Source organism: uncultured Sunxiuqinia sp. (assembly GCF_963974515.1).
GTDB lineage: Bacteria > Bacteroidota > Bacteroidia > Bacteroidales > Prolixibacteraceae > Sunxiuqinia.
The window spans coordinates 21,112-41,297 of the sequence record NZ_CAXBDD010000016.1 but is presented as its reverse complement, the minus strand read 5'-3'; the positions used below and the strand labels follow the sequence as shown (position 1 = coordinate 41,297).

The following is a 20,186-nucleotide window of genomic DNA, read 5'->3' as shown; positions in this document are numbered from 1 at the left end:
TTTTCAATTGATCGATAACTAACGGGCTGTTATTTTGATAGTCCGGACATTCTTATGGTATCAATTTAAAAACTAACAAAAATGAAAACATCAATAGTTTTTTCAGTAATCCTTGGCCTGTTCTTTTCTGTGGCTGTTTTTGCCGAAGATGGCGAAAAAAAGAAGAAAGTGGAAACCCTTGAATTTGAAGTTTCCGGAGTTTGCGGTGCGTGCGAAAAACGCATTGAAAAGGCGGCGCTCATAAAAGGCGTGAAATTGGCCGAATGGAACAAGCACACTCAGAAAATCAAAGTCATCTATTCCACCAAGAAGACAGATGAAAAAGCCATTCATCAGGCCATTGCTAAAGTAGGACACGACACCGAAAAGGTGAAAGCCGCCGATGAAGCTTATGCTCAACTTAACGATTGTTGCAAGTACCGCGACGGAGTAGAAATTCACTAATTCAAATCAAGATGAATCAGAAGGGATGGCTTGTATCCCTGCTACTTGTATTTCCGTTTTTGGGATGGGCGCAGCTTGCCCCAAATGTGGTGGACGGAAAAGTAGCAGAGAAAACAGAAGGTGGGAAAACTGCACCGTTGGTTGGTGTCAATGTGTACTGGGAAGGGACCACCATGGGGACCAGTTCAAATAATGATGGCCAATTCACCATTGAGCGGACGAATAAAACCAACCGATTGGTGTTTAGTTATATTGGTTATCTCAATGACACTTTGGAGGTAAACTCAAATAAAATTCCGGTCGTTGTCATGGATGCTTCGCGTGAATTGGGTGAAGTGGAGGTTGTACACCGACAAAAATCAACTGAAATTTCCATGCTGGGCTCCATTAAGGTGGAGCAGATTGGGGAGAAAGAACTGTGTAAAGCAGCATGCTGTAACCTGAGCGAAAGTTTTGAAACCAGCCCAAGTATTGATGTTTCCTTTACCGATGCGGTGACCGGATCGCGCCAGATTCAGATGCTGGGACTGGCCGGGCCGTATGTGCAAATGACCCGCGAAAATATTCCGGATATGCGTGGGTTGGCTTCGGTCTACGGGTTGACCCTGGTTCCGGGCACCTGGATCGAAAGCATTCAACTGAACAAGGGCACTGGCTCGGTGGTCAACGGCTATGAAAGTGTTGCCGGCCAAATTAACATCGAAATGCGAAAGCCCGAGGTGGCCGAGCGCCTGTATTTGAACTTGTTTGCCAATGCTGAGAGCCGTCTGGAAGCGAACCTGAACCTGGCGCACCGGTTTAAGAATGATAGCTGGTCAACAGCCCTATTACTGCATGGAAAGGACAATTCAGAAAAGCTGGATCACAACCACGACGGCTTTATGGATATGCCCACGGGGCAAACCTTTACCGCGTTGAACCGATGGACCTACAATGGCGATCAGGGCTTGCACCTGCAATTTGGGATTAAGGGATCGACCATGACCAGCGAAGGCGGCCAGTTGGACTTTCAACCTGAAGATGCACTGACAACCAATGCGTGGGGCATGAGCGTCGATGTGCAACGATTGGAAGGTTGGGCAAAAATTGGGAAGGTGTTTTTCGATCTTCCTTGGAAATCGCTGGGGCTACAACTGGCCGGAACCACGCATGAGCAGGACAGCTATTTTGGCTTGAATGCCTATCATGCAAAGCAGCAATCAGCCTACGCCAATTTTATTTACCAAAGTATTATTGGCAACACCAACCATGAGTTTAAAACAGGGGCTTCTCTTCAGTACGATGATTTTCGCGAAACATTGAACGACACCATCTTTAACCGGGAAGAATCGGTGCCAGGTGTTTTCTTCGAATACAGCTGGCTGCCGTCTGACGCGTTTAGCCTGGTCGCTGGGTTACGGGGCGATTATCACAATTTGTATGGTGGCTTTTTAACTCCGCGCCTGCACATTCGCTATGCGCCGGCAGAGCAAACCGTGTTCCGGCTGTCGGCAGGACGCGGGCAACGCACAGCCAGTGTGATCAGCGAGAACAGTGGCATGCTGGCCAGTTCGCGTCAGATTGTTTTCCAGGGTCAGGCGAATGACCATCCATATGGATTTGGTCCCGAAGTGGCCTGGAATTACGGCGTGAACCTGACTCAGAAGTTTGAATTGGGCTATCGGCCCGGAAGCATCAGTCTTGACTATTATCAAACGGACTTTTCAAGCCAGGTGGTGCTCGATTTGGATCAAAGTCCTCAGCAGGCCGTATTTTTTGAGTCGGATGAAAAATCCTATTCAACCAGTTTTCAGGCACAGCTCGACTACGAACTGATTTCGCGATTGGATACGCGCCTGGCCTATCGTTGGTATGATGTGAAAACCACTTATCAGCAAGGCTTGTTGGCGAAGCCTTTGTTGGCCAGCCACCGGGCATTTTTGAACCTGGCATATGAAACCCGCAATGCGTGGAGTTTCGACTACACGATTAACTGGCAAGGCGAAAAGCGGATTCCCTTTACGGCCTCCAATCCGGAAGAATTTCGGATGGAGGATTATTCGCCTGACTTTTTCCTGATGAATGCTCAGGTGAGCAAACGGTTTAGCGAGCGGTTTGAAGTGTATGTGGGCGTTGAAAACCTGGCCGACTACAAACAGAACAACCCGATTATAGCCAGCGACCAGCCGTTTGGACCCTATTTTGACAGCTCCTTGATCTGGGGCCCCATCTTGGGACGCAAGTCGTATGTTGGCCTTCGTTTTCGAATTCAATAAAAAAAGCAGTTGGAATTCTTTCAACAAATGAATGTTTGAAGAAGAAGAGCAGGCCACTTGTGTTACTCCCGACGCAAGTGGCATTTTTTTTAGTTCATACTGAAAATCCTAAAAGCGATTAAAATTCCTGTGCAAATTCAATCTTCCACAGGCCCCGGAGTTCGTTGAGTTGATAGCCGGTGGCCAGATCGTCAGGGTAAAGTGTTTGCAGTTTTTCATAGGTGTCGACCTGAATTGTTTCCACGGGGCCGTGGCATTGCAGGCAAGCCATTAGGCCTGTTCGGATGGGTTTGTAGTAAACAGCCTGCGATTCCACTATAACCAGCGTATCCTTCATCGGATCATCCAGTCGTTTGGCCCAAGCCCACAGTTGTTTATCAGCTTCCGTTTTTAGCTTATTCTCCGGATTTCGGTTCTTTTCCGAAACGCGCGATATCGTGCAATTGAAATGATTGCTCAAGCTGTCGGTTATTGAGGAGGCTTTCAGATTGCAAAACTCGACCGCGTAAAGGCTCCCGCCCTGCTTCATGGCACCGGAAACGTGGGCCAGCAAGGAGGCTTGGGCTTGTGCCGAAATATCGTTACCGGTCTTCAGAAGCTTGGCATAACTTTCCACATCGAGTTCATTTTTCGTATCTTTTTGTCTACACGACAGCATGGAGAAGCAAATGTGAACTGCAATTAAAAAGAGTAGTGTTGGTTTCATTCTTAGCGTTCTTTTTGTTTGTATTGTCAATGCCTACGATGGATCGTCAAATTTGGATTCAGGATTGGCTTGAATTTTCTGCTTATGAAAGAGAAACTTAGCCCATTTCAAACCACGAAATCATTCGCTGTTTGATCCATTTGAATCAAAAAAAGAAAACTCACTTGATCACTTATTTTTGACAACAAGTCGTTATCTTTCGCCTCGTTAGACAACCAAAGGTTGTGAGAATGGATGAACAAACCAACTAAACCAAATACTCATGAACGATAAAATGCAAGTATCGAAAGTCCTGCCAGTGTTGTTTGGATTTTTTGTGATGGGATTTTGCGATGTGGTCGGAATCACTTCAGCACACGTTAAAGAAGATTTACTGGGGGCATACAGCCCGGAGTTTCGCGACACGCTCTCGAACATGATTCCGGTGGCCCTTTTCTCCATGTTTTTGCTGTTTTCAATTCCTACGGGAATATTAATGAACCGGATTGGCCGGAAGAAAACGGTGATTCTGAGTAATGTTATCACCATCGTGGCCATGTTTATTCCGTTGATTGAATATACCTTTTTTATGTCGTTGGTGGCTTTTGCCTTGTTGGGTGTTGCCAACACCATTTTACAGGTGTCGCTTAACCCTCTACTGACCAATGTTGTGAAGGGCGACCGCCTGACCAGCAGTCTCACGGCCGGGCAGTTTGTCAAAGCCATTTCTTCGTTCAGCGCCCCGTTTATTGCCGCTTTTGCCGCCATGCAGTTCGGAAACTGGCAATACATTTTCCCCATTTATGCTGTCATCACACTGCTGTCAACCATCTGGCTGATGGCCACGACAATTGAGGAAGAGCCGGTGGCCATTAGCGCGACCTCGTTTGGCAGCGTGTTTGCCATTCTGAAAGATCGAACCATCCTGCTGCTTTTCCTGGGCATTTTGTTCGTCGTTGGCGTTGATGTTGGTGTGAATACTGCCGCTACCAAAATATTGATGGAACGAGCCGGGCTGGATTCCATTCAGGCAGGCTACGGGCCGAGCGTTTATTTTGCCTTGCGCACCTTAGGAGCTTTTTTAGGTGCTTTTCTGCTGGCCAAATTTTCGTCGTCCAGGTTCTACCAAGTCAATATTGTCATTGCCGTTGCCGCTTTGGGTGTCTTGATTTTTGCCGGAGACAAGTTCCTGATCTTCGGCTTGTATGGTGTCATTGGCTTTACCATTGCCAATGTGTTTCCCATCATTTTCGGCATGGCGATTCAGAAACGCCCCGATAAGGCCAATGAAATTTCGGGGCTGATGATCACCGGCGTATTTGGAGGGGCGGTGCTTCCGTTTTTTATGGGAATCACATCCGACCTGATTGGTTCGCAAGTGGGCTCGGTGCTGGTTATTTTGGCTGGTGCCCTTTACTTGTTATATGCGGCTTTTGCGATCAAGGTCGGTTAAATAACAGGACCACGAGATAACAAGGAATAAGTAGGACAATCCCTGTCCGCTTGGATAGCTTCCCGTGGATGCAATTGACAAGCCCGCTACGGATGCGTGGATTCATTCAGTGTAGCCTCCTTGTTGTCAACGTTTTCCTTCTTGATGTGAGCCCGGGAAGTGCGTCAGACGATCGGCACAGGTGACCTGCTTTTTATCCGATTCCATCATCCATGAATGATTCAACCGAAACAATCCACCACATCCAGCCTGACAAAACAAGTCCTTCAATTACTGGTTCTCCTTAATGTCAGACAAAATAAATTGAAGCGCCACATTTTTCTGGACGTTAAATAGTTACGCGTAATTTTGCAATCTCATCGTTTCAATTTGATTGCGCTTTTTAGCTATGGTCTTTTTTCTTTTACCCAAAAATAGGAAATCTAAGGTCTCATTTAACTCAATAAGTTTTGAAATGCCAATGGCGATGTAACATATCGGTATAGCGATAGCTGTGCATACGACGAACAGGAGAATGGGATTTAAGTTGTTAAACAATAACATTGGAGAATCCACTGTCAACTTTGTAAGGTAGAACTGAATTACATAGATCCCTAAAGAGTATTTCCCGAAGGTCATGATTTGTTTTGAAATGAAAGGATTCCATTGTGTTCGAATTGTTACATTTAAAAACACAATAAATGAAAAGCTTGATATTAGTACTTTTAAGATGTCATCATATATTGTCCCACGGATATCCCAAAAGCCACACAATGTAACAAACAGAATAAAGCTGAAGGCAAAAACCAGAGGATTCATAATCGTTGCTTCCAAAAAAGGATATTTAGAAACAAAAACAGCCATATAAAAAAATAGGGAATAAAGTAATAATGACGATAAAACTTTGTTTCCCAAAAGGATACTGTACCCACTTGTTAAGATTACAATTACAGCAAATAGAAGAAGATCGATCCAAAAATTGTTCTTTTTAATTGAAGATACCCAAGCAAAAATTCCGTAAAAAGCAAAGATTTCAAAAAGTGTTTTAAAAAACCAAAGATTAGGACGTAAGATGGTATTCGTGATATCTTCAATTGTAATTGAAATTCCTTGATGCTTGAAAAAGATCTCATTTGCTATCAGACTCCAAGTTAACAGCGGAATACATAAGCCTATAAATTTTTTTTGTAAATGCTGCAAAAACGAATTTATATCGGAAACTTTAATTGTTTTATACCCGATGTAGCCACTAATGAAGAAAAATAGAGGCATATTAAAAGAATAAATAATGTTAAGAACACGATTGTCCAGTCCTCCTTGGATATTATTGAATTGTATGATATGCCCGATAACAACGGACAATATTGCTAATCCTCTAATTTGATCGACATACTCCAGTCTTTTTTTCATGGTTTTTTATCTAAATGGGTTTGATTAGTAGTTTGCTTTAAGAAATAGCTATCCGGTCGGAATTAAAATTTGAGCCAATTTACTTTGATTAAAATAAATAACTCTATCTCCAGAACTCAGCATACTGAGGGGTTTCATTTAGTCATTTTAGATGACTTGTATCCTGACCATCCCGTAGCCCAATATGTTGGATACTTACTCAATCGCGTGGGGTTGATAAGGGACTGTAAATCGAGCGGCTAACCTGTTTTGGGGGAGCCTCTTGACGCGATAAGCATGGCAGTACAAAAATACAGAGGTACTGCTTGAAAGGGGTTGATCGTTTTTTGTGATTCCACAGATCCTGGTTTTTTTCCAATCCACAAGTTAATTAATCATACAGAATAAATTATTTAGCCAGCACTAATTTAGTTTCATTCAAAATAAGAAGAAGGAAATCCCAAACTCCATGATTCAAATTCCAAAAACGGCGGAGGTACGCTCGCTGACCAATCAATAAAGGCGTCTTTGCGTGGAGAAGTGCACGCTGCAAGACGCCAGCATCCAGCAGCCCCCCGGCCCTCCCTGAAAATCAGGGAGGGGAAGGCGCGAAAAGGAAGTTGCAGGTTGCCTGCCAGTCGGGAATACTCGCCGTCTTTTGCCCGCTGCCATCTTCGTAATGAGTGCCGTAATCCAGGATCATCCGGGCACTTTCGTAGGCGGCATAAAAAGCGGGGTCCTCGGTTTCGTATCGGCCCGTCATCCGGTCCAGGCCGTTCTTCAGCAGCTTGTCTGCTCGTTTAAACAGGACTTTAAGGCGTGCGTTGGCCGCTTTGCGCTCTGCGACCGAAACCCGGTTTATAGGCAGGAGTGCTTCAAACTGGTCGGCTTGCTCCTGTAGTGCGGTTATCAGATCAATCGTAATTCCACTGGAAATCAATCCCTCCAGGTTCCCTTTAGCCAGGTTGGCTACTTGACGCCCGGTAGCCACTTGTTGCTGGTCTGGCTGGCCCCTCAGTGTCGATTCAGAAAAATTAACCTGAGCCGCCAGTACCTCGTTGCTGATTCGGTCCGCCCTGGCCATCAAAGCCGAGGATATCGAGAGGATCATCCGAATTAATGTTTCCTGCATCGTTTCTTTTTCATCCGATTGGCCCATAATCTCAGTACTGATCAAAAGTTGCGTGGCTTCAATTTCGTCGACCGTCAGTTTTAACTCGTTCACGTCATTCACAACATCAGGAATCATTTTCCACACGTTCAGGTTCGACATCAACAAAGCGAGAACCGCTTTAATCATTCTCAATTTGTTCCAAAGCTTTTTAGTCATTTTTTAATTTTTATTGGTTTGTACTCATGGGCCGAAAGAAGTTAGCGCATCCAGGTTTCGACGGGTTTGGTCTACGATTGGTGCAACTGAATAAAGCCCGTTGATCGGCGAAGCTGGCTTGTTTTTATGTCTTTTGGCAGCCCTGTCTATTGATCTATTTTATTAACTTATCTTAATCATTTGACTTACAATTCATTTACGATCATCTTCATGCATCTTCGAATAGTCTGCCGACACTCAATAATCGGCCTGTGAGGCCAAATAATATGATGCTGTCGGAAAATAATCGTGGAGTGACACTGAAGAATTGAATTCGTTCGAAAAGAAAATGGCTGTTGTGTTCAAAATGTCCGATTCAAATAGGCACGATTTGGTGTCTGATTATTCCCATTCTGTTGGATACCGCGAATAATTGAAAGGCAGAACTTAAGGTTAATTCAAAGAACGTTGATTTTTTTCTTTTCAATTTATAGAAATCACTTCTTTGAATGAAGAAAAAGTTGATTCATTTCATGAATGAGCACTTTTGGGGCCTAAAACAGCTCGAAACTCAGACGAACGAACATTTCCGCCTAAAAAAAGGGGGTGAAAAAGGTCCAATTTTCAGCAAAATTTACCCTTATTTTTCATCAAAACATCAGAAAATTGATTCAGCCGGAGTTTTTTTGTTGGTTTTTCAGGCACTCGAAGTTGACCACGGGCGTATCATTTTTCGGAATTACAAATAAATCATCAGCAAAGTAGCGTGTCACTACTGTTTGTCGAATTGTCTCCCAATTCCTATGAAGAGCAGGAAAAGACACAACGACAATTCTGAAACCACAGCAACGGTCATCACCAAAATTTCACTGGTTGCGGCCAACTCCGGCAACAGGAAGTTGACAACACAATCGATGAGATAGCTAAATCCTGCAGCAACAACCAGCACGCCCAGCCATTGCGGCAAATACCACGATCGGATAATCAGCCATCCAAGAAGAACACAGCTGATTCCAAAAAACACCCCACTGAGCAGGTAGCCATACGCATGAGCATTTAAGAAGAGTAAAACCATGGCGTTGATTTGTTCGGCGGAGAAGCTACTCAAATATCCTGATTGGTCCAACAGCAAAACCGGCATAAAATAATTCAAGAGATTGATGCCCAGCACGGTGGCCTGTGCCAACCTGAAGGATGCTGCAAGCATCGACATCCCTTTGTTTACCGGTTTTAATACCAGATAGAGCAAAAGAGCAACACCCACGTCGCTCATGACCATGATCAAATCGCTGATTAAACCAATTCGAAATAAAAAAAAATTGTCTGAAATATTTTCGACAGTTGTTGTAGCGTCGCCAGGTACGATGATGCCGGAGCGGACAAACAGTTCGCTGAATAGTCCGCCAACAATAATGAGCAGGTATAAAAATCCGGCCATCCTCGCAGTTGTTCTCATTTGGCCAAAAGTCTGACTTGTTCCCATTCGATAAAAATTATTTGTTATCAGTAGATCCGATATGGTCACGACCTCAAAAAAATACAGTCGTTCTAAAAGGCTTCTAAAGATAAAGAATTACCAACAAAAAAGTCTTATTGGGTTTAGCACTGTGAAGCACCTTTTTGATATTCTTTCTCAAAATCGTCAATCTGATTCAACAAGTTAAGCGCGTTATCAACCGGACTTTCGCTTCGTTTCAGAAGCCAATTCAGCTTTTCTGCTGTTTTGATTGCTGCAAAAAAGGAGGCCGAATGTACATCGAATGGATTCGAAGCATTGTTTTTTGGAGATGAGTAAAAACGGGCTGAAAAGTGTATTAAGATTAGTCATATGAAATCAAATCTAAACCCGTTTCGATGAAGAATCTTCCTCTTTCTACCATTGTCCTTTTACTGTTCTTTCAGTTTTCCAATGCACAACAGCAAACTGCGGTTGAATATTATCAGAATCCGGTAATTGCGGGCGATTTTCCCGATCCGACGGTGATTCGTGTTGGAGACACCTATTATGCCGCGGGCACCAGCTCCGACTTTGCTCCCAACTACCCGCTATATGAATCGACCGATTTGATCAATTGGAAACACATTGGTCATATTTTCAACGAACCTCCGGATTGGACTTCTAAGAATTTCTGGGCTCCCGAACTGTATTACATGAACGGAACATTCTATGTGTACTATACCGCCAAGCGTAAAGGCGACCACGTTTCGTGCATTGGAGTGGCCACAACCACCGATATTCGTAAGGGCTTCACCGATCATGGAATTATCATTGAATGGGGCAAAGAGGCCATCGACGCCTTTGTTTTTCGCGATGATGATGACAAGCTTTATATTTCGTGGAAGGCGTATGGCTTGACCGAAGGACGGCCAATTGAGCTGCTGTGCTCCGAGTTAAGTCAGGACGGCTTGGAGCTGGTTGGCGAACATTTTACCTTGACCGACCACTCAAAAGGTTGGCAGGGCGCAGGCGACGAAGGACAGTGCCTGGTGAAGCACGGTGACTACTATTATCATTTATATTCTGTTGGTGGCTGTTGCGACAACCGTTGCGATTACCAGGTCATGGTTGCCCGATCTACCGAACTGCGCGGAGACTGGGAGCAATACCCCGAACCCATTCTACAGGGAGGAGAAAACTGGAAATGTACGGGCCATGGCACTTTGGTGTCAACTCCGGATAACCGCTATTTCTATTTGTATCATTCTTACCACGCCACCGACTTTGAATATATTGGTCGGCAGGGTTTGTTGGATGAATTGGTTTGGGACGAGCAAACCGACTGGCCTAAGCTTAGGCAGGGAACAACCGCATCCGTCAAGGCGCCGGTTCCGTTTGCGGGCACCAGCCAAAAGCGCGAGACAACGATTATTGATAACTTTTCTTCGGATATAAGCGTCAAACTTTGGCAATGGGATTTGAACCTGCCCAAGCCTGCTTTCAAAATTGCCAAGGGCGAGCTAGTACTTTCAGGAACTGCAAAGGGGCTTGGCTTCCTGGGCATGCGTCCCCGCGTTGGAAACTACGCAATGACCACCGAAGTTTCGAACAGGTCAGATGCAGCAAAGGGTATTTGCATCTATGGCAATCACCAAAACTACCTGGCTTTCGGTTGTCATTCAACTGGACTTGTCATATTTCAGGTCGCATCAGGCAAAAGAACAGAACTGGCCACCATCGCCACGGCTGAGAATAAGCCTTTCTATTTAAAGGTGGAAGTTCAGAATGGCCGTTACTACCGGTTCTTCTGGTCCGAAGATCAAACGGTTTGGGTGCCATTTGGGTCTGCCGATGACTTCACGGTTGATGGAAAATTTCTGCCGCAGTGGGGAGTTGCCCAACGGGCCGGTTTATTTGTTGAGGGCGACGACTCGGCCACTGGCCGGTTTTTGGAATTGAAGTTTGAGTACCAGTTTTAATCTGAAGTTTGCCCCCCCGCCTTCGAATCGGGCTGCATAATAATTGGTCGGTCAGTTCACAAGCTTTTGTATCTTTACGGGTATTGAATGGAAGAATAATGAATGAACTAAAAGCTTGAATCGAATGAATCAACGATGGAACAAGACTTTGCTTGTCATAGTTACAGTGCTCTTCTCGCTGAGCATCCGTGCGCAAGAACCTCTTAAATTGGCGGTTGCCGGCGTAACACACGGTCATATTTCATTTATTTTGGGTCGACCCGACAAAGGAGATTTTAAGCTCGTTGGTGTTTGTGATTCGAACCGCGAATTGGCTGAGAAACTAGCCACGCAATATGATTTTTCAAATGATCTGATTTATACCGACCTGGAAAAAATGTTGGATGAAGCAAAACCCCACGCAGTCGTTGCTTTTGGTTCAATCTACGACCACATGGCTGTTGTTGAAGCCTGTGCTCCGCGTGGAATACATGTGATGGTTGAGAAACCGTTGGCAGTCACCAAAGAACATGCCTGGCGAATGGCAGACCTGGCTAAAAAACACCAGATTCATTTGCTAACCAATTACGAAACGTCGTGGTACCCCACCATCGCTTATTCATTCAACCTGGTTCATCAGGAGGATTTTGTTGGCCCCATACGCAAGGTTGTTGTTCACGACGGGCATCAGGGACCAAAGGAAATTGGATGCGATGCTTATTTTTTGGAATGGCTGACTGACCCTGTTTTAAATGGCGGTGGGGCGTTAATCGATTTTGGTTGCTATGGAGCTAATTTAATGACGGCGTTAACGAAAGGTGAAAAACCGCTTTCTGTAACCGCCGTCACCCGACAGTTTAAACCGGAGCTTTACCCCGAAGTAGATGACGATGCAACCATTGTCGTTTCTTACCCCGAGTCGCAGTGCATCATTCAGGCATCGTGGAACTGGCCATTTACCCGAAAAGATATGGAGATTTATGGCGTGTCGGGCTATATTAAAGCCGACAATAGCCAGAATATGCGTATCCGGGGAAAGGACATCCAAAATGAAAAAAAGCTGAAGGTCCTGGCCGAAGATGTTGAGGTTTACACGGACCCGTTCGATTACTTTGCCGGTGTGATTCACGGCACCATTAAAGTTGAACCATTCAGCGTCTATTCGTTGGAAAACAATGTACGGGTGGTTGAGATTCTTGATGCCGCCAGACAATCAGCAAGAAAAGGAAAAGCCATCTATTTTGATTGAACGGCTTCTTTTGCCGTCTTGCAGCCGAATGGAGATTAATTGAGATGGGACCAAGAAGCCAAATCATCTGTTGAATAAGATCCCGCGAATTCTCCGCAAGAATTTGAATTAATCGGCGGCTTTGGAATCTGAAGAGTTTAAAACAAAAAAAAAGAGTAGATCTCTATCTACCCTTTTCTAACCTAACTAAACCAATAAAACTAATCAAACCTAAACTTATGAAATAAAATCTACGACAAAGATATGCTGAAAAACACATCCAGGTGTTAAGTGAATCTTAAAATTGTGTTAGAAAACATGTTTTTCTAAAAACGTGTCGTTGGCGTGAGAATAAAAAAAAAGAGTAGATCTCTATCTACCCTTTTCTAACCTAACTAAACCAATAAAACTAATCAAACCTAAACTTATGAAATAAAATCTACGACAAAGATATGCTGAAAAACACAATTCTGTGTTAAGCGAATATTAAAAAAAGTGCTGTAGAACATTTTTTAACAATTGGAATATTTGTATAGCAATAAAAAAGCTGGTCTCTGTTGAGCCAGCCTTTTTATTGGTTTGTTTACTGCTTTGGTCTATTTCTTTCTGCCTTTGCTTTTCTCGTCTTCGGCAATGGAGTCACGCATGGATGTATCTGCCATGATGTTTTTGTATTTCATGTAGTCCATGATTCCGAGGTTTCCGGAGCGGAAGGCTTCTGAAATCGCCAGTGGCACTTGAGCTTCGGCTTCAATGACCTTAGCACGCATTTCCTGGGCTTTGGCGATCATTTCCTGTTCGAGGGCGACAGCCATAGCCCGTCGTTCTTCTGCTTTTGCCTGGGCAATATTTTTGTCGGCATCAGCCTGGTCAATTTGTAGTCCGGCACCAATGTTTTTACCGATGTCAATATCAGCAATATCGATTGACAGGATTTCAAAGGCGGTTCCGGCATCGAGACCTTTGTTTAACACTACTTTCGAAATGGAATCGGGGTTTTCCAATACGGCCTTATGCGTATGCGACGAACCGATTGACGAAACAATCCCTTCACCTACACGGGCCAGGATCGTATCTTCGCCGGCTCCACCCACTAATTGTTTGATGTTGGCACGAACCGTTACACGGGCTTTAGCAATGAGCTGGATCCCGTCTTTGGCAACTGCAGCAACAGGTGGAGTGTCAATTACTTTGGGGTTAACCGACATTTGAACGGCTTCGAATACATCACGCCCAGCCAGATCAATTGCCGTAGCCATGTTGAAGGTCAGGTCGATGTTTGCTTTTTCTGCCGACACCAAGGCATGCACCACCATGTCCACCTTTCCGCCCGCAAGGTAGTGGGCTTCCAGTTTGTCTCGGTCCAGCTTGATTCCTGCTTTGGTTCCCTCAATCAGTGCCCGAACGATTACCGAAGGGGGCACTTTCCTGAAACGCATCAGGAACAATTGCATGAGAGAGATACGGACACCCGATACCAAGGCTGAAAACCATAATCCGATCGGGATAAAATAGAGGATGATAATGAGCAGGACAAAAATCCCGACAACTAAACCTAAAGTTCCAAAATATTCCATTATTCTTGATTTATTGGTTCAACAAGTACTTGTGTTCTATAAACTTCAATAACCTTGATTTTGACATTCTGATCAACAAAGCCGGTTGCTGATTTGGCTTCCATACTTAAATTATTGATTTTCACCCGACCGGTAGGTGCCAGACGCCCCAAGGTAATTCCTTCATCACCAACCCGGATGAGCTGATCGTCAATTTTATCCACATGTCCGTCGATTTCTGAGTTTAAGAGCATCTTTTTGCCCCCACGGCTTTCAAAGAGGCGGTAGACAACGATCGGGACAGCTATAATAACGAAAGCCAGCGTGATGATTCCGGCCAACACTCCGTAGGTGTCGAATGCTAAATAAACACTGCCTCCAAGCAAAATCACCCCACCAATTCCAGCGATGGTTATTCCGGGAATAACGACAAATTCCAAAAGCAGGAGCAAAATTCCCAGGAAGATCAGGAATAGAATGATTAGTATGGTCATTTATCTTTAGGTTAATCGATGGTAGCTGTCAATTCACGTGCTGCCAAGGCTTTCTTCATCGGACTAAGATAAGTAAAACTTCCCTTTTTGACATCACATTTCCCTTTATAATGTGTAATTAAAGTGCATTGCGTAGCTTGTTCCGGTTCATGCTCACATACATTGATCAAAGCCTCAATTACATAGTCGAAACTGTGGTGGTCATCGTTGTGAAGAATGAGGAATCGTTCGTTCTTTGGTTTCACTTGCTCATCCTTTTCCGGTTGCTTTTTGGTTTGCTCTCCTGGTTTCATATCGTCTCATGCTTTATTTTATAATGGCAATACGCATCGGTATTGTTGTCCGTATGTTGTTCTGCTTTATTCTCCCGTTATTTGCCTGGCTTGTTTTAACGGAATCCGTTCGCCATCCTTGTAGGCGGCAATAAACGCATCACTAACTCCTTCGGTTCGCACTTGCGACTGCATCTGCAAGGCATCTTGGTACGATTTCAGTTCACCAACCGTGTAAACCGTCACCCCGTTGTCGTCGGTATACTGATCGATACGGCGAATGACCGATAGCTTTTTAAAGAGCCGTTGTACCCAATCGGGCGGCGTTCTGCTATAGGCGCCAATCTGAATCCTATAGGTGATGCCCGTGCTGGCAGCAACTGGTTCTTCGGGAATTAAGTTTTCCACCAAACTGTCGGGTAATACAATTGGCCTGCTGGCCTCAAGTACCTTTCGTCTTTCGAGCTCCCTGGCTTGACTGATGCTGTCTTCCATTGTACGGATTTCTTCGACGAAAGCCCGGATTGACGCCGGATCTGCCTGATCCCAGAAATCCATTTCGCTCCGGCGCGCTTCTGTGTAGTTCCGGCTGACCTCCTGACTTTTGGCATAAGTTTCGCGCTCAAGAACAAGAATGGCGTTGGCAATATCTTCTTTTTCGGTCGCAAAGGCATCGTTGTATTCCTCGCGCAACCTGCTGGTCTCATTGACCATTCCCTGAAGTTCTTGTTCAGCCTTCCACGCACGTATAAAAGCTTGCAATGCCGAGGCATGCTTAAACTGATCAATCTTCAAGTATTTGATTCTTGAGTTAACCTGAAACTGAATCAGGCTGTCTTCGAGTCCCGCCGGTATTTCCACATCTTCGGACTGAACTTCAGGAACTGCTTCCGGCTCTTCTTTCGTTTTTTCTTCTGCGATTTCAACCACAGGTTCTGGAAACGGGTTGATTTGCCGTTCGCATAAGCCGACCAGTTCGTCCAGTTTTGTGCGTCGCTTTTCGCGCGCCCGGGCCTCGTCATCATACTGCCGATAATAGTTGAGGGCTTCTGAAAAGTTATTTTCGGAATGAAAACACTGCGCAAGGTAATAAAGACTCTTGTCTGGAGTCTCTTTCCCGAGCGATGTTTGCAGAGCTGTTCTAGCCTGCTGTGTGAATTGTTCGTTTTCAACCAAGCACATGCCCAGGTAGTAGTTTAATTCCTTGTCGGCCGGATATAGATGCACCAAGTCTTCGAAATACGGAATGGCTTCGGCATACTGTCCTTTTTCTGCAAGGTCTTTCGCAAGCTGTTCCGGATCGCTTTGTGCCTGAACCGTTTTCCCGAAGAAAACCGGATTCAACACAAACAATAAGAGAAAGGAAGTTGTTTTCAGAAAAGTTGTCTTGTTTCCGCACATAATAGCTAAATCGTTTTCGATATAAAATTACAAAAAATGTTGAAAGCTAATTTTTCTTTAACTGTTTAGTTTTTGTTAGTTTTTCACCCGCAATTAATCTGATATTTATCATTAATTCAAGTATATTTGTCTAATTAAACAAAAAAAATCATGGCACTGCTAAAAAAAGGTGATACTGCACCTGACTTTAAAGGATTTAATCAAAATAACGAACCCATTGCTTTAGCTGATTTTAAAGGCAAGAAGTTAATTTTGTACTTCTATCCAAAAGATGACACCCCTGGATGCACGGCTGAATCCTGCAACTTGAGTGACAACTATGATGCCTGGATTGAAAAAGGCTATGAAGTCGTCGGCGTTAGTCCTGACAGCGTGGCGTCACACAAAAAATTCGCCGAAAAATATGGGTTGAAATTTAACCTGATCGCCGATACCGAAAAGGAGATTTTACAAGGCTATGGCGTGTGGGGTGAGAAAAACATGTATGGAAAAACATATATGGGAGTCATTCGCACAACCTATGTCATCAATGAGGCCGGCGTGATTGATGAAGTTTTCGAAAAAGTTCAGACAAAAGATCATACAAACCAAATAATCAAATCTTTAGACTTAGGATAACTATGGCAAAAGAAGATTCAAATGTGAATAAAGAAAAGCTGAAAGCCCTTCAGCTTACGATGGATAAAATTGAAAAGAGTTATGGCAAAGGTGCCATTATGAAAATGGGCGACCGCCCGGTTGAAGACGTACCTGCGATCTCATCGGGCTCCATTGGCTTGGATATTGCTTTGGGAATTGGTGGATTTCCGAAAGGGCGTGTGATTGAGATCTATGGGCCGGAGTCATCAGGTAAAACCACCCTAGCCATTCACGCCATCGCCGAAGCTCAAAAGGCTGGCGGTATCGCGGCCATTATTGACGCGGAGCATGCATTTGACCCATATTACGCCAAAAAGCTGGGAGTTGACATCGATGAACTGTTAATTTCGCAACCAGACAATGGAGAACAAGCCCTGGAGATTGCCGACAACCTGATTCGCTCCGGAGCGATTGATATTGTGGTTATTGACTCGGTAGCTGCCTTAACTCCGAAAGCAGAAATCGAAGGTGAAATGGGTGATTCGAAAATGGGATTGCAAGCCCGTTTGATGTCGCAGGCCCTACGGAAGCTGACGGCCAACATCAACCGCACCAAAACCTGCTGTATTTTCATTAACCAGTTGCGCGAAAAAATCGGTGTGATGTTCGGTAACCCCGAAACTACAACCGGTGGAAATGCCTTGAAGTTTTACGCCTCGGTTCGTCTGGATATTCGTCGGATTGGACAAATTAAGGATGGCGAAGAAATCATGGGTAACCATACCCGGGTGAAAGTGGTAAAAAACAAAGTGGCGCCACCGTTTCGCAAGGCGGAGTTTGATATCATGTATGGAGAGGGAATCTCTAAAACAGGCGAAATTATTGACCTTGGTGTGAATTATAACATCATCAAGAAAAGTGGTTCGTGGTTCAGCTATGGAGAAACCAAGTTGGGCCAAGGTCGTGAGGCAGTAAAAAATATCCTGCGTGACAACCACGAGCTGGCACACGAACTGGAAACGAAAATTATTGAAGCAGTTGCAACCACTGCTATGCCCGTCGAATAAAAAACATTGTTTTGCAGTTAAGTCTGGATGAGGCCGCAAACTGCTTCATCCGGATTTTTTTTTATAAATCATACACCAAAGTATCAGGTATGAAACGAGCCATGGAAACTAAGGCTTATACGTTCGCCGATGATTATTTCAGCGAGCTCCATACCGCTGGGCAGTGTCTAAAGTGACGACCTGCAATACGCAATTGTAGTTCCGTAAATTGAAAAAATAAACGTATGAAAGTGTTGAAATTTGGAGGCACTTCTGTCGGAAGTGCTGAAAACATCCGAAAGGTAAGAGAGATTGTGAAAAGTCAGCAGGACGATGTGGTCATCGTGGTTTCTGCTTTGGGCGGAATAACTGACAAGATATTAAACGCAGCGAAAATGGCTGTTTTGGGAACGGAATATTTCAACACGGAGATCACAGAAATAAGAACGCGCCACGAAGATGTGGTTGATCATTTGTTTGAAGGCGAACAAAAATTGGAAGTTTGGGAGGAAGTGAGCTTATTACTCGACGAATTGGCCCGGATTATCCGCGGTGTTTCAATGATTGGAGAACTGACCCCAAAAACCATGGACAAAATTGGTGGTTTCGGCGAACGTTTGTCATCATACATCATCGCTCAATTTATTGAAGGGGCCAAATGGATTGATGCTTCACAAATGATAAAAACGGATAGCGCCTTTGGGCGGGCCCTGGTAGATTTTAAACTGACGAATCAACTGATTAAGGATGCCTTTGGCGGTTTTTCAGGCATTTGCGTGGCGCCAGGTTTTGTTTCATCCAACACTGCCGGCGAGTACACCACTTTAGGTCGTGGGGGGTCCGACTATACTGCCTCGATCTTTGCTGCGGCACTCGATGTTCGTGTTTTGGAAATCTGGACCGATGTTGATGGTTTCATGACCGCCGATCCACGAATCATTCGCAAGGCCTATACCATCGAGTCGCTAAGTTATTCCGAAGCGATGGAGCTGTCGCACTTTGGAGCCAAGGTTATTTATCCACCCACTATTTTGCCGGTTTATCAGAAAGGCATTCCAGTGCAAATCAAAAACACCCTGCGCCCCGAAGGTGATGGGTCACTCATCCGAAGTAGTCAACAGAATGGAAAAGATCGTCCAATTAAGGGAATTTCGTCAATTTCAAATATCAGCCTGATTACCGTGCAGGGCTTGGGAATGGTTGGTGTGACTGGAATTTCCATGCGATTGTTTGGCGCCCTGGCCCGCGAAAACATCAATGTGATTTTGATCTCGCAGGCTTCATCCGAAAACTCGATTTCCTTCGCAGTTGACACCTTGAAAGCGGAAACGGCAGAGGAAGCCATCCGAATTGAGTTCGACAGGGAAATCACCGGTCAGCAGATCAATAAAATTGAAGTGGAAAACGAGCTTTCGATTGTAGCCATCGTTGGAGAAAACATGAAGCACACCACCGGCATTGCCGGAAAATTGTTCAACACGATTGGAAAGAACGGGATCAACATCATTGCTATTGCACAGGGTGCATCGGAGCTCAACATTTCGTGGGTGGTGAAGGATTCAGACTTACGGAAAACGCTGAACGTGGTGCATGAATCATTCTTCCTGTCCGAGAACGTTGAGGTGAATGTCTTCTTGCTGGGCATTGGCTTGGTGGGCGGCAATCTGCTAAAACAAATTATGCAGCAGCAGGAAAAATTATTAAAAGAAAAACACCTCCGGCTGAAGTTGGTTGGGGTGGCCAATTCCAAGAAAATGTTACTTGACCGAGATGGGATTTCCATCGAAGGATTCAAGGAGCGACTTGACGCCGAAGGACAGGCATCCGATTTGAAAATGTACAAAGATGCTGTTGTTGCGATGAATATTTACAATTCAGTTTTTGTTGATTGTACGGCCTCTGATTTTTCGGCTGATTTGTATGCGGATTTGCTGAATTCCAACGTGTCGATTGTTACGGCCAATAAGGTAGCCGCTTCGTCGGACTATGAAAACTACCTGAAACTGAAAAAGATTGCCAAGCAAAAAGGCATTAAGTTTTTGTTTGAAACCAACGTTGGCGCTGGTTTGCCAATCATTAATACCTTGAACGACTTAGTGAACGCGGGCGATCAGATCCTGAAAATTGAAGCCGTTCTTTCCGGAACACTCAACTTCATTTTCAACACCATTTCGGCACAGGTTCCGATGAGCCAGACTATTAAAATGGCGAAGGACGAGGGCTATTCAGAGCCGGATCCGCGAGTGGATTTGAGTGGTATTGATGTCGTGCGCAAGCTGTTGATCCTTGTTCGCGAGTCGGGTTACAAAATCGACAAGGACGATGTCGCCATCAATAAATTTATTCCAGATGAGTTTTTCGATGGAAGTATGGACGACTTTTGGAACGGAATCAGTGGGCTGGATGCCGACTTTGAAGCCCGCCGACAAGTGCTGGAAGCGGAAAATAAATGCTGGCGTTTTGTGGCCAAGTACGAAAATGGCCAAGCCGAAGTGGGCTTGCAGGAAATCGAACAGGGACACCCCTTCTTTGATTTACAAGGCAGCAACAACCTTGTGATGTTCACCACTGAGCGCTACCACGAATTCCCGATGATCATTAAAGGCTACGGCGCCGGTGCTGAAGTAACCGCTGCTGGTGTTTTTGCTGATATTATTCGGGTGTCAAATCTGTAACTGGAAATATAAAACCTGAAGAAAA

Annotated in this window: 16 protein-coding genes; 8 read left to right on the top strand and 8 right to left on the bottom strand. The window is 44.7% G+C overall.

Features of this window, described 5'->3' with window-relative positions:
• The first annotated feature begins 81 nt into the window (after positions 1-81).
• Both AAC033_RS06300 and AAC033_RS06295 read left to right on the top strand, forming a co-directional pair.
• Positions 82-444, top strand: a complete 363-nt coding sequence (locus tag AAC033_RS06300; protein ID WP_339736497.1) for a cation transporter — start codon at positions 82-84, stop codon at positions 442-444.
• 11 nt (positions 445-455) lie between these two features.
• On the top strand, positions 456-2,699 hold the full coding sequence (locus AAC033_RS06295; protein ID WP_339736496.1) for a TonB-dependent receptor: 2,244 nt from the start codon (positions 456-458) through the stop codon (positions 2,697-2,699).
• A gap of 118 nt (positions 2,700-2,817) precedes the next feature.
• Here the strand turns inward: AAC033_RS06295 and AAC033_RS06290 are convergent, their stop codons facing one another.
• On the bottom strand, positions 2,818-3,405 hold the full coding sequence (locus AAC033_RS06290) for a DUF3365 domain-containing protein (RefSeq protein ID WP_339736495.1): 588 nt from the start codon (positions 3,403-3,405) through the stop codon (positions 2,818-2,820).
• 262 nt (positions 3,406-3,667) lie between these two features.
• Between AAC033_RS06290 and AAC033_RS06285 the strand changes: the two genes are divergently transcribed.
• On the top strand, positions 3,668-4,837 hold the full coding sequence (locus AAC033_RS06285; RefSeq protein WP_339736494.1) for an MFS transporter: 1,170 nt from the start codon (positions 3,668-3,670) through the stop codon (positions 4,835-4,837).
• A 336-nt stretch (positions 4,838-5,173) separates the two neighbouring features.
• Here the strand turns inward: AAC033_RS06285 and AAC033_RS06280 are convergent, their stop codons facing one another.
• From AAC033_RS06280 to AAC033_RS06270, 3 genes are all read right to left on the bottom strand, one after another.
• A complete protein-coding gene (locus tag AAC033_RS06280; RefSeq protein WP_339736493.1) occupies positions 5,174-6,226 on the bottom strand; it encodes an acyltransferase in 1,053 nt (350 codons plus the stop codon).
• Positions 6,227-6,797: 571 nt separating this feature from the next.
• Complete coding sequence (locus tag AAC033_RS06275) at positions 6,798-7,535, bottom strand: hypothetical protein (protein WP_339736492.1); 738 nt, start codon at positions 7,533-7,535, stop codon at positions 6,798-6,800.
• Between the two features lie 751 nt (positions 7,536-8,286).
• Positions 8,287-8,997 carry a DUF4386 domain-containing protein gene (locus tag AAC033_RS06270; protein WP_339736491.1) on the bottom strand — a complete coding sequence of 237 codons (711 nt, stop codon included), beginning with the start codon at positions 8,995-8,997 and terminating at the stop codon, positions 8,287-8,289.
• Positions 8,998-9,368: 371 nt separating this feature from the next.
• Between AAC033_RS06270 and AAC033_RS06265 the strand changes: the two genes are divergently transcribed.
• Entirely contained in the window at positions 9,369-10,931 is a 1,563-nt protein-coding gene (locus tag AAC033_RS06265; protein WP_339736490.1) for a family 43 glycosylhydrolase, read from the top strand.
• 124 nt (positions 10,932-11,055) lie between these two features.
• Entirely contained in the window at positions 11,056-12,159 is a 1,104-nt protein-coding gene (locus tag AAC033_RS06260; RefSeq protein WP_339736489.1) for a Gfo/Idh/MocA family oxidoreductase, read from the top strand.
• 575 nt (positions 12,160-12,734) lie between these two features.
• Here the strand turns inward: AAC033_RS06260 and floA are convergent.
• The 4 genes from floA to AAC033_RS06240 all read right to left on the bottom strand — a co-directional run bounded on the left by floA (position 12,735) and on the right by AAC033_RS06240 (position 15,861).
• Positions 12,735-13,715 carry a flotillin-like protein FloA gene (gene floA / locus AAC033_RS06255; RefSeq protein ID WP_339736488.1) on the bottom strand — a complete coding sequence of 327 codons (981 nt, stop codon included), beginning with the start codon at positions 13,713-13,715 and terminating at the stop codon, positions 12,735-12,737.
• A complete protein-coding gene (locus tag AAC033_RS06250; RefSeq protein ID WP_339736487.1) occupies positions 13,715-14,188 on the bottom strand; it encodes an NfeD family protein in 474 nt (157 codons plus the stop codon). The genes floA and AAC033_RS06250 overlap by 1 nt, the downstream gene beginning before the upstream one ends.
• A gap of 11 nt (positions 14,189-14,199) precedes the next feature.
• Positions 14,200-14,481, bottom strand: coding sequence for an ATP-dependent Clp protease adaptor ClpS (locus AAC033_RS06245; RefSeq protein WP_339736486.1), 282 nt, complete (start codon positions 14,479-14,481; stop codon positions 14,200-14,202).
• 66 nt (positions 14,482-14,547) lie between these two features.
• Positions 14,548-15,861: a tetratricopeptide repeat protein gene (locus tag AAC033_RS06240; protein WP_339736485.1), complete on the bottom strand. Its 1,314-nt coding sequence runs from the start codon at positions 15,859-15,861 to the stop codon at positions 14,548-14,550.
• A gap of 150 nt (positions 15,862-16,011) precedes the next feature.
• Between AAC033_RS06240 and bcp the strand changes: the two genes are divergently transcribed.
• The 3 genes from bcp to thrA all read left to right on the top strand — a co-directional run bounded on the left by bcp (position 16,012) and on the right by thrA (position 20,161).
• A complete protein-coding gene (gene bcp / locus AAC033_RS06235; protein ID WP_339736484.1) occupies positions 16,012-16,479 on the top strand; it encodes a thioredoxin-dependent thiol peroxidase in 468 nt (155 codons plus the stop codon).
• A 2-nt stretch (positions 16,480-16,481) separates the two neighbouring features.
• Complete coding sequence (recA, locus tag AAC033_RS06230; RefSeq protein ID WP_339736483.1) at positions 16,482-17,507, top strand: recombinase RecA; 1,026 nt, start codon at positions 16,482-16,484, stop codon at positions 17,505-17,507.
• A 224-nt stretch (positions 17,508-17,731) separates the two neighbouring features.
• Complete coding sequence (thrA, locus tag AAC033_RS06225) at positions 17,732-20,161, top strand: bifunctional aspartate kinase/homoserine dehydrogenase I (protein ID WP_339736482.1); 2,430 nt, start codon at positions 17,732-17,734, stop codon at positions 20,159-20,161.
• Positions 20,162-20,186 lie beyond the last annotated feature (25 nt).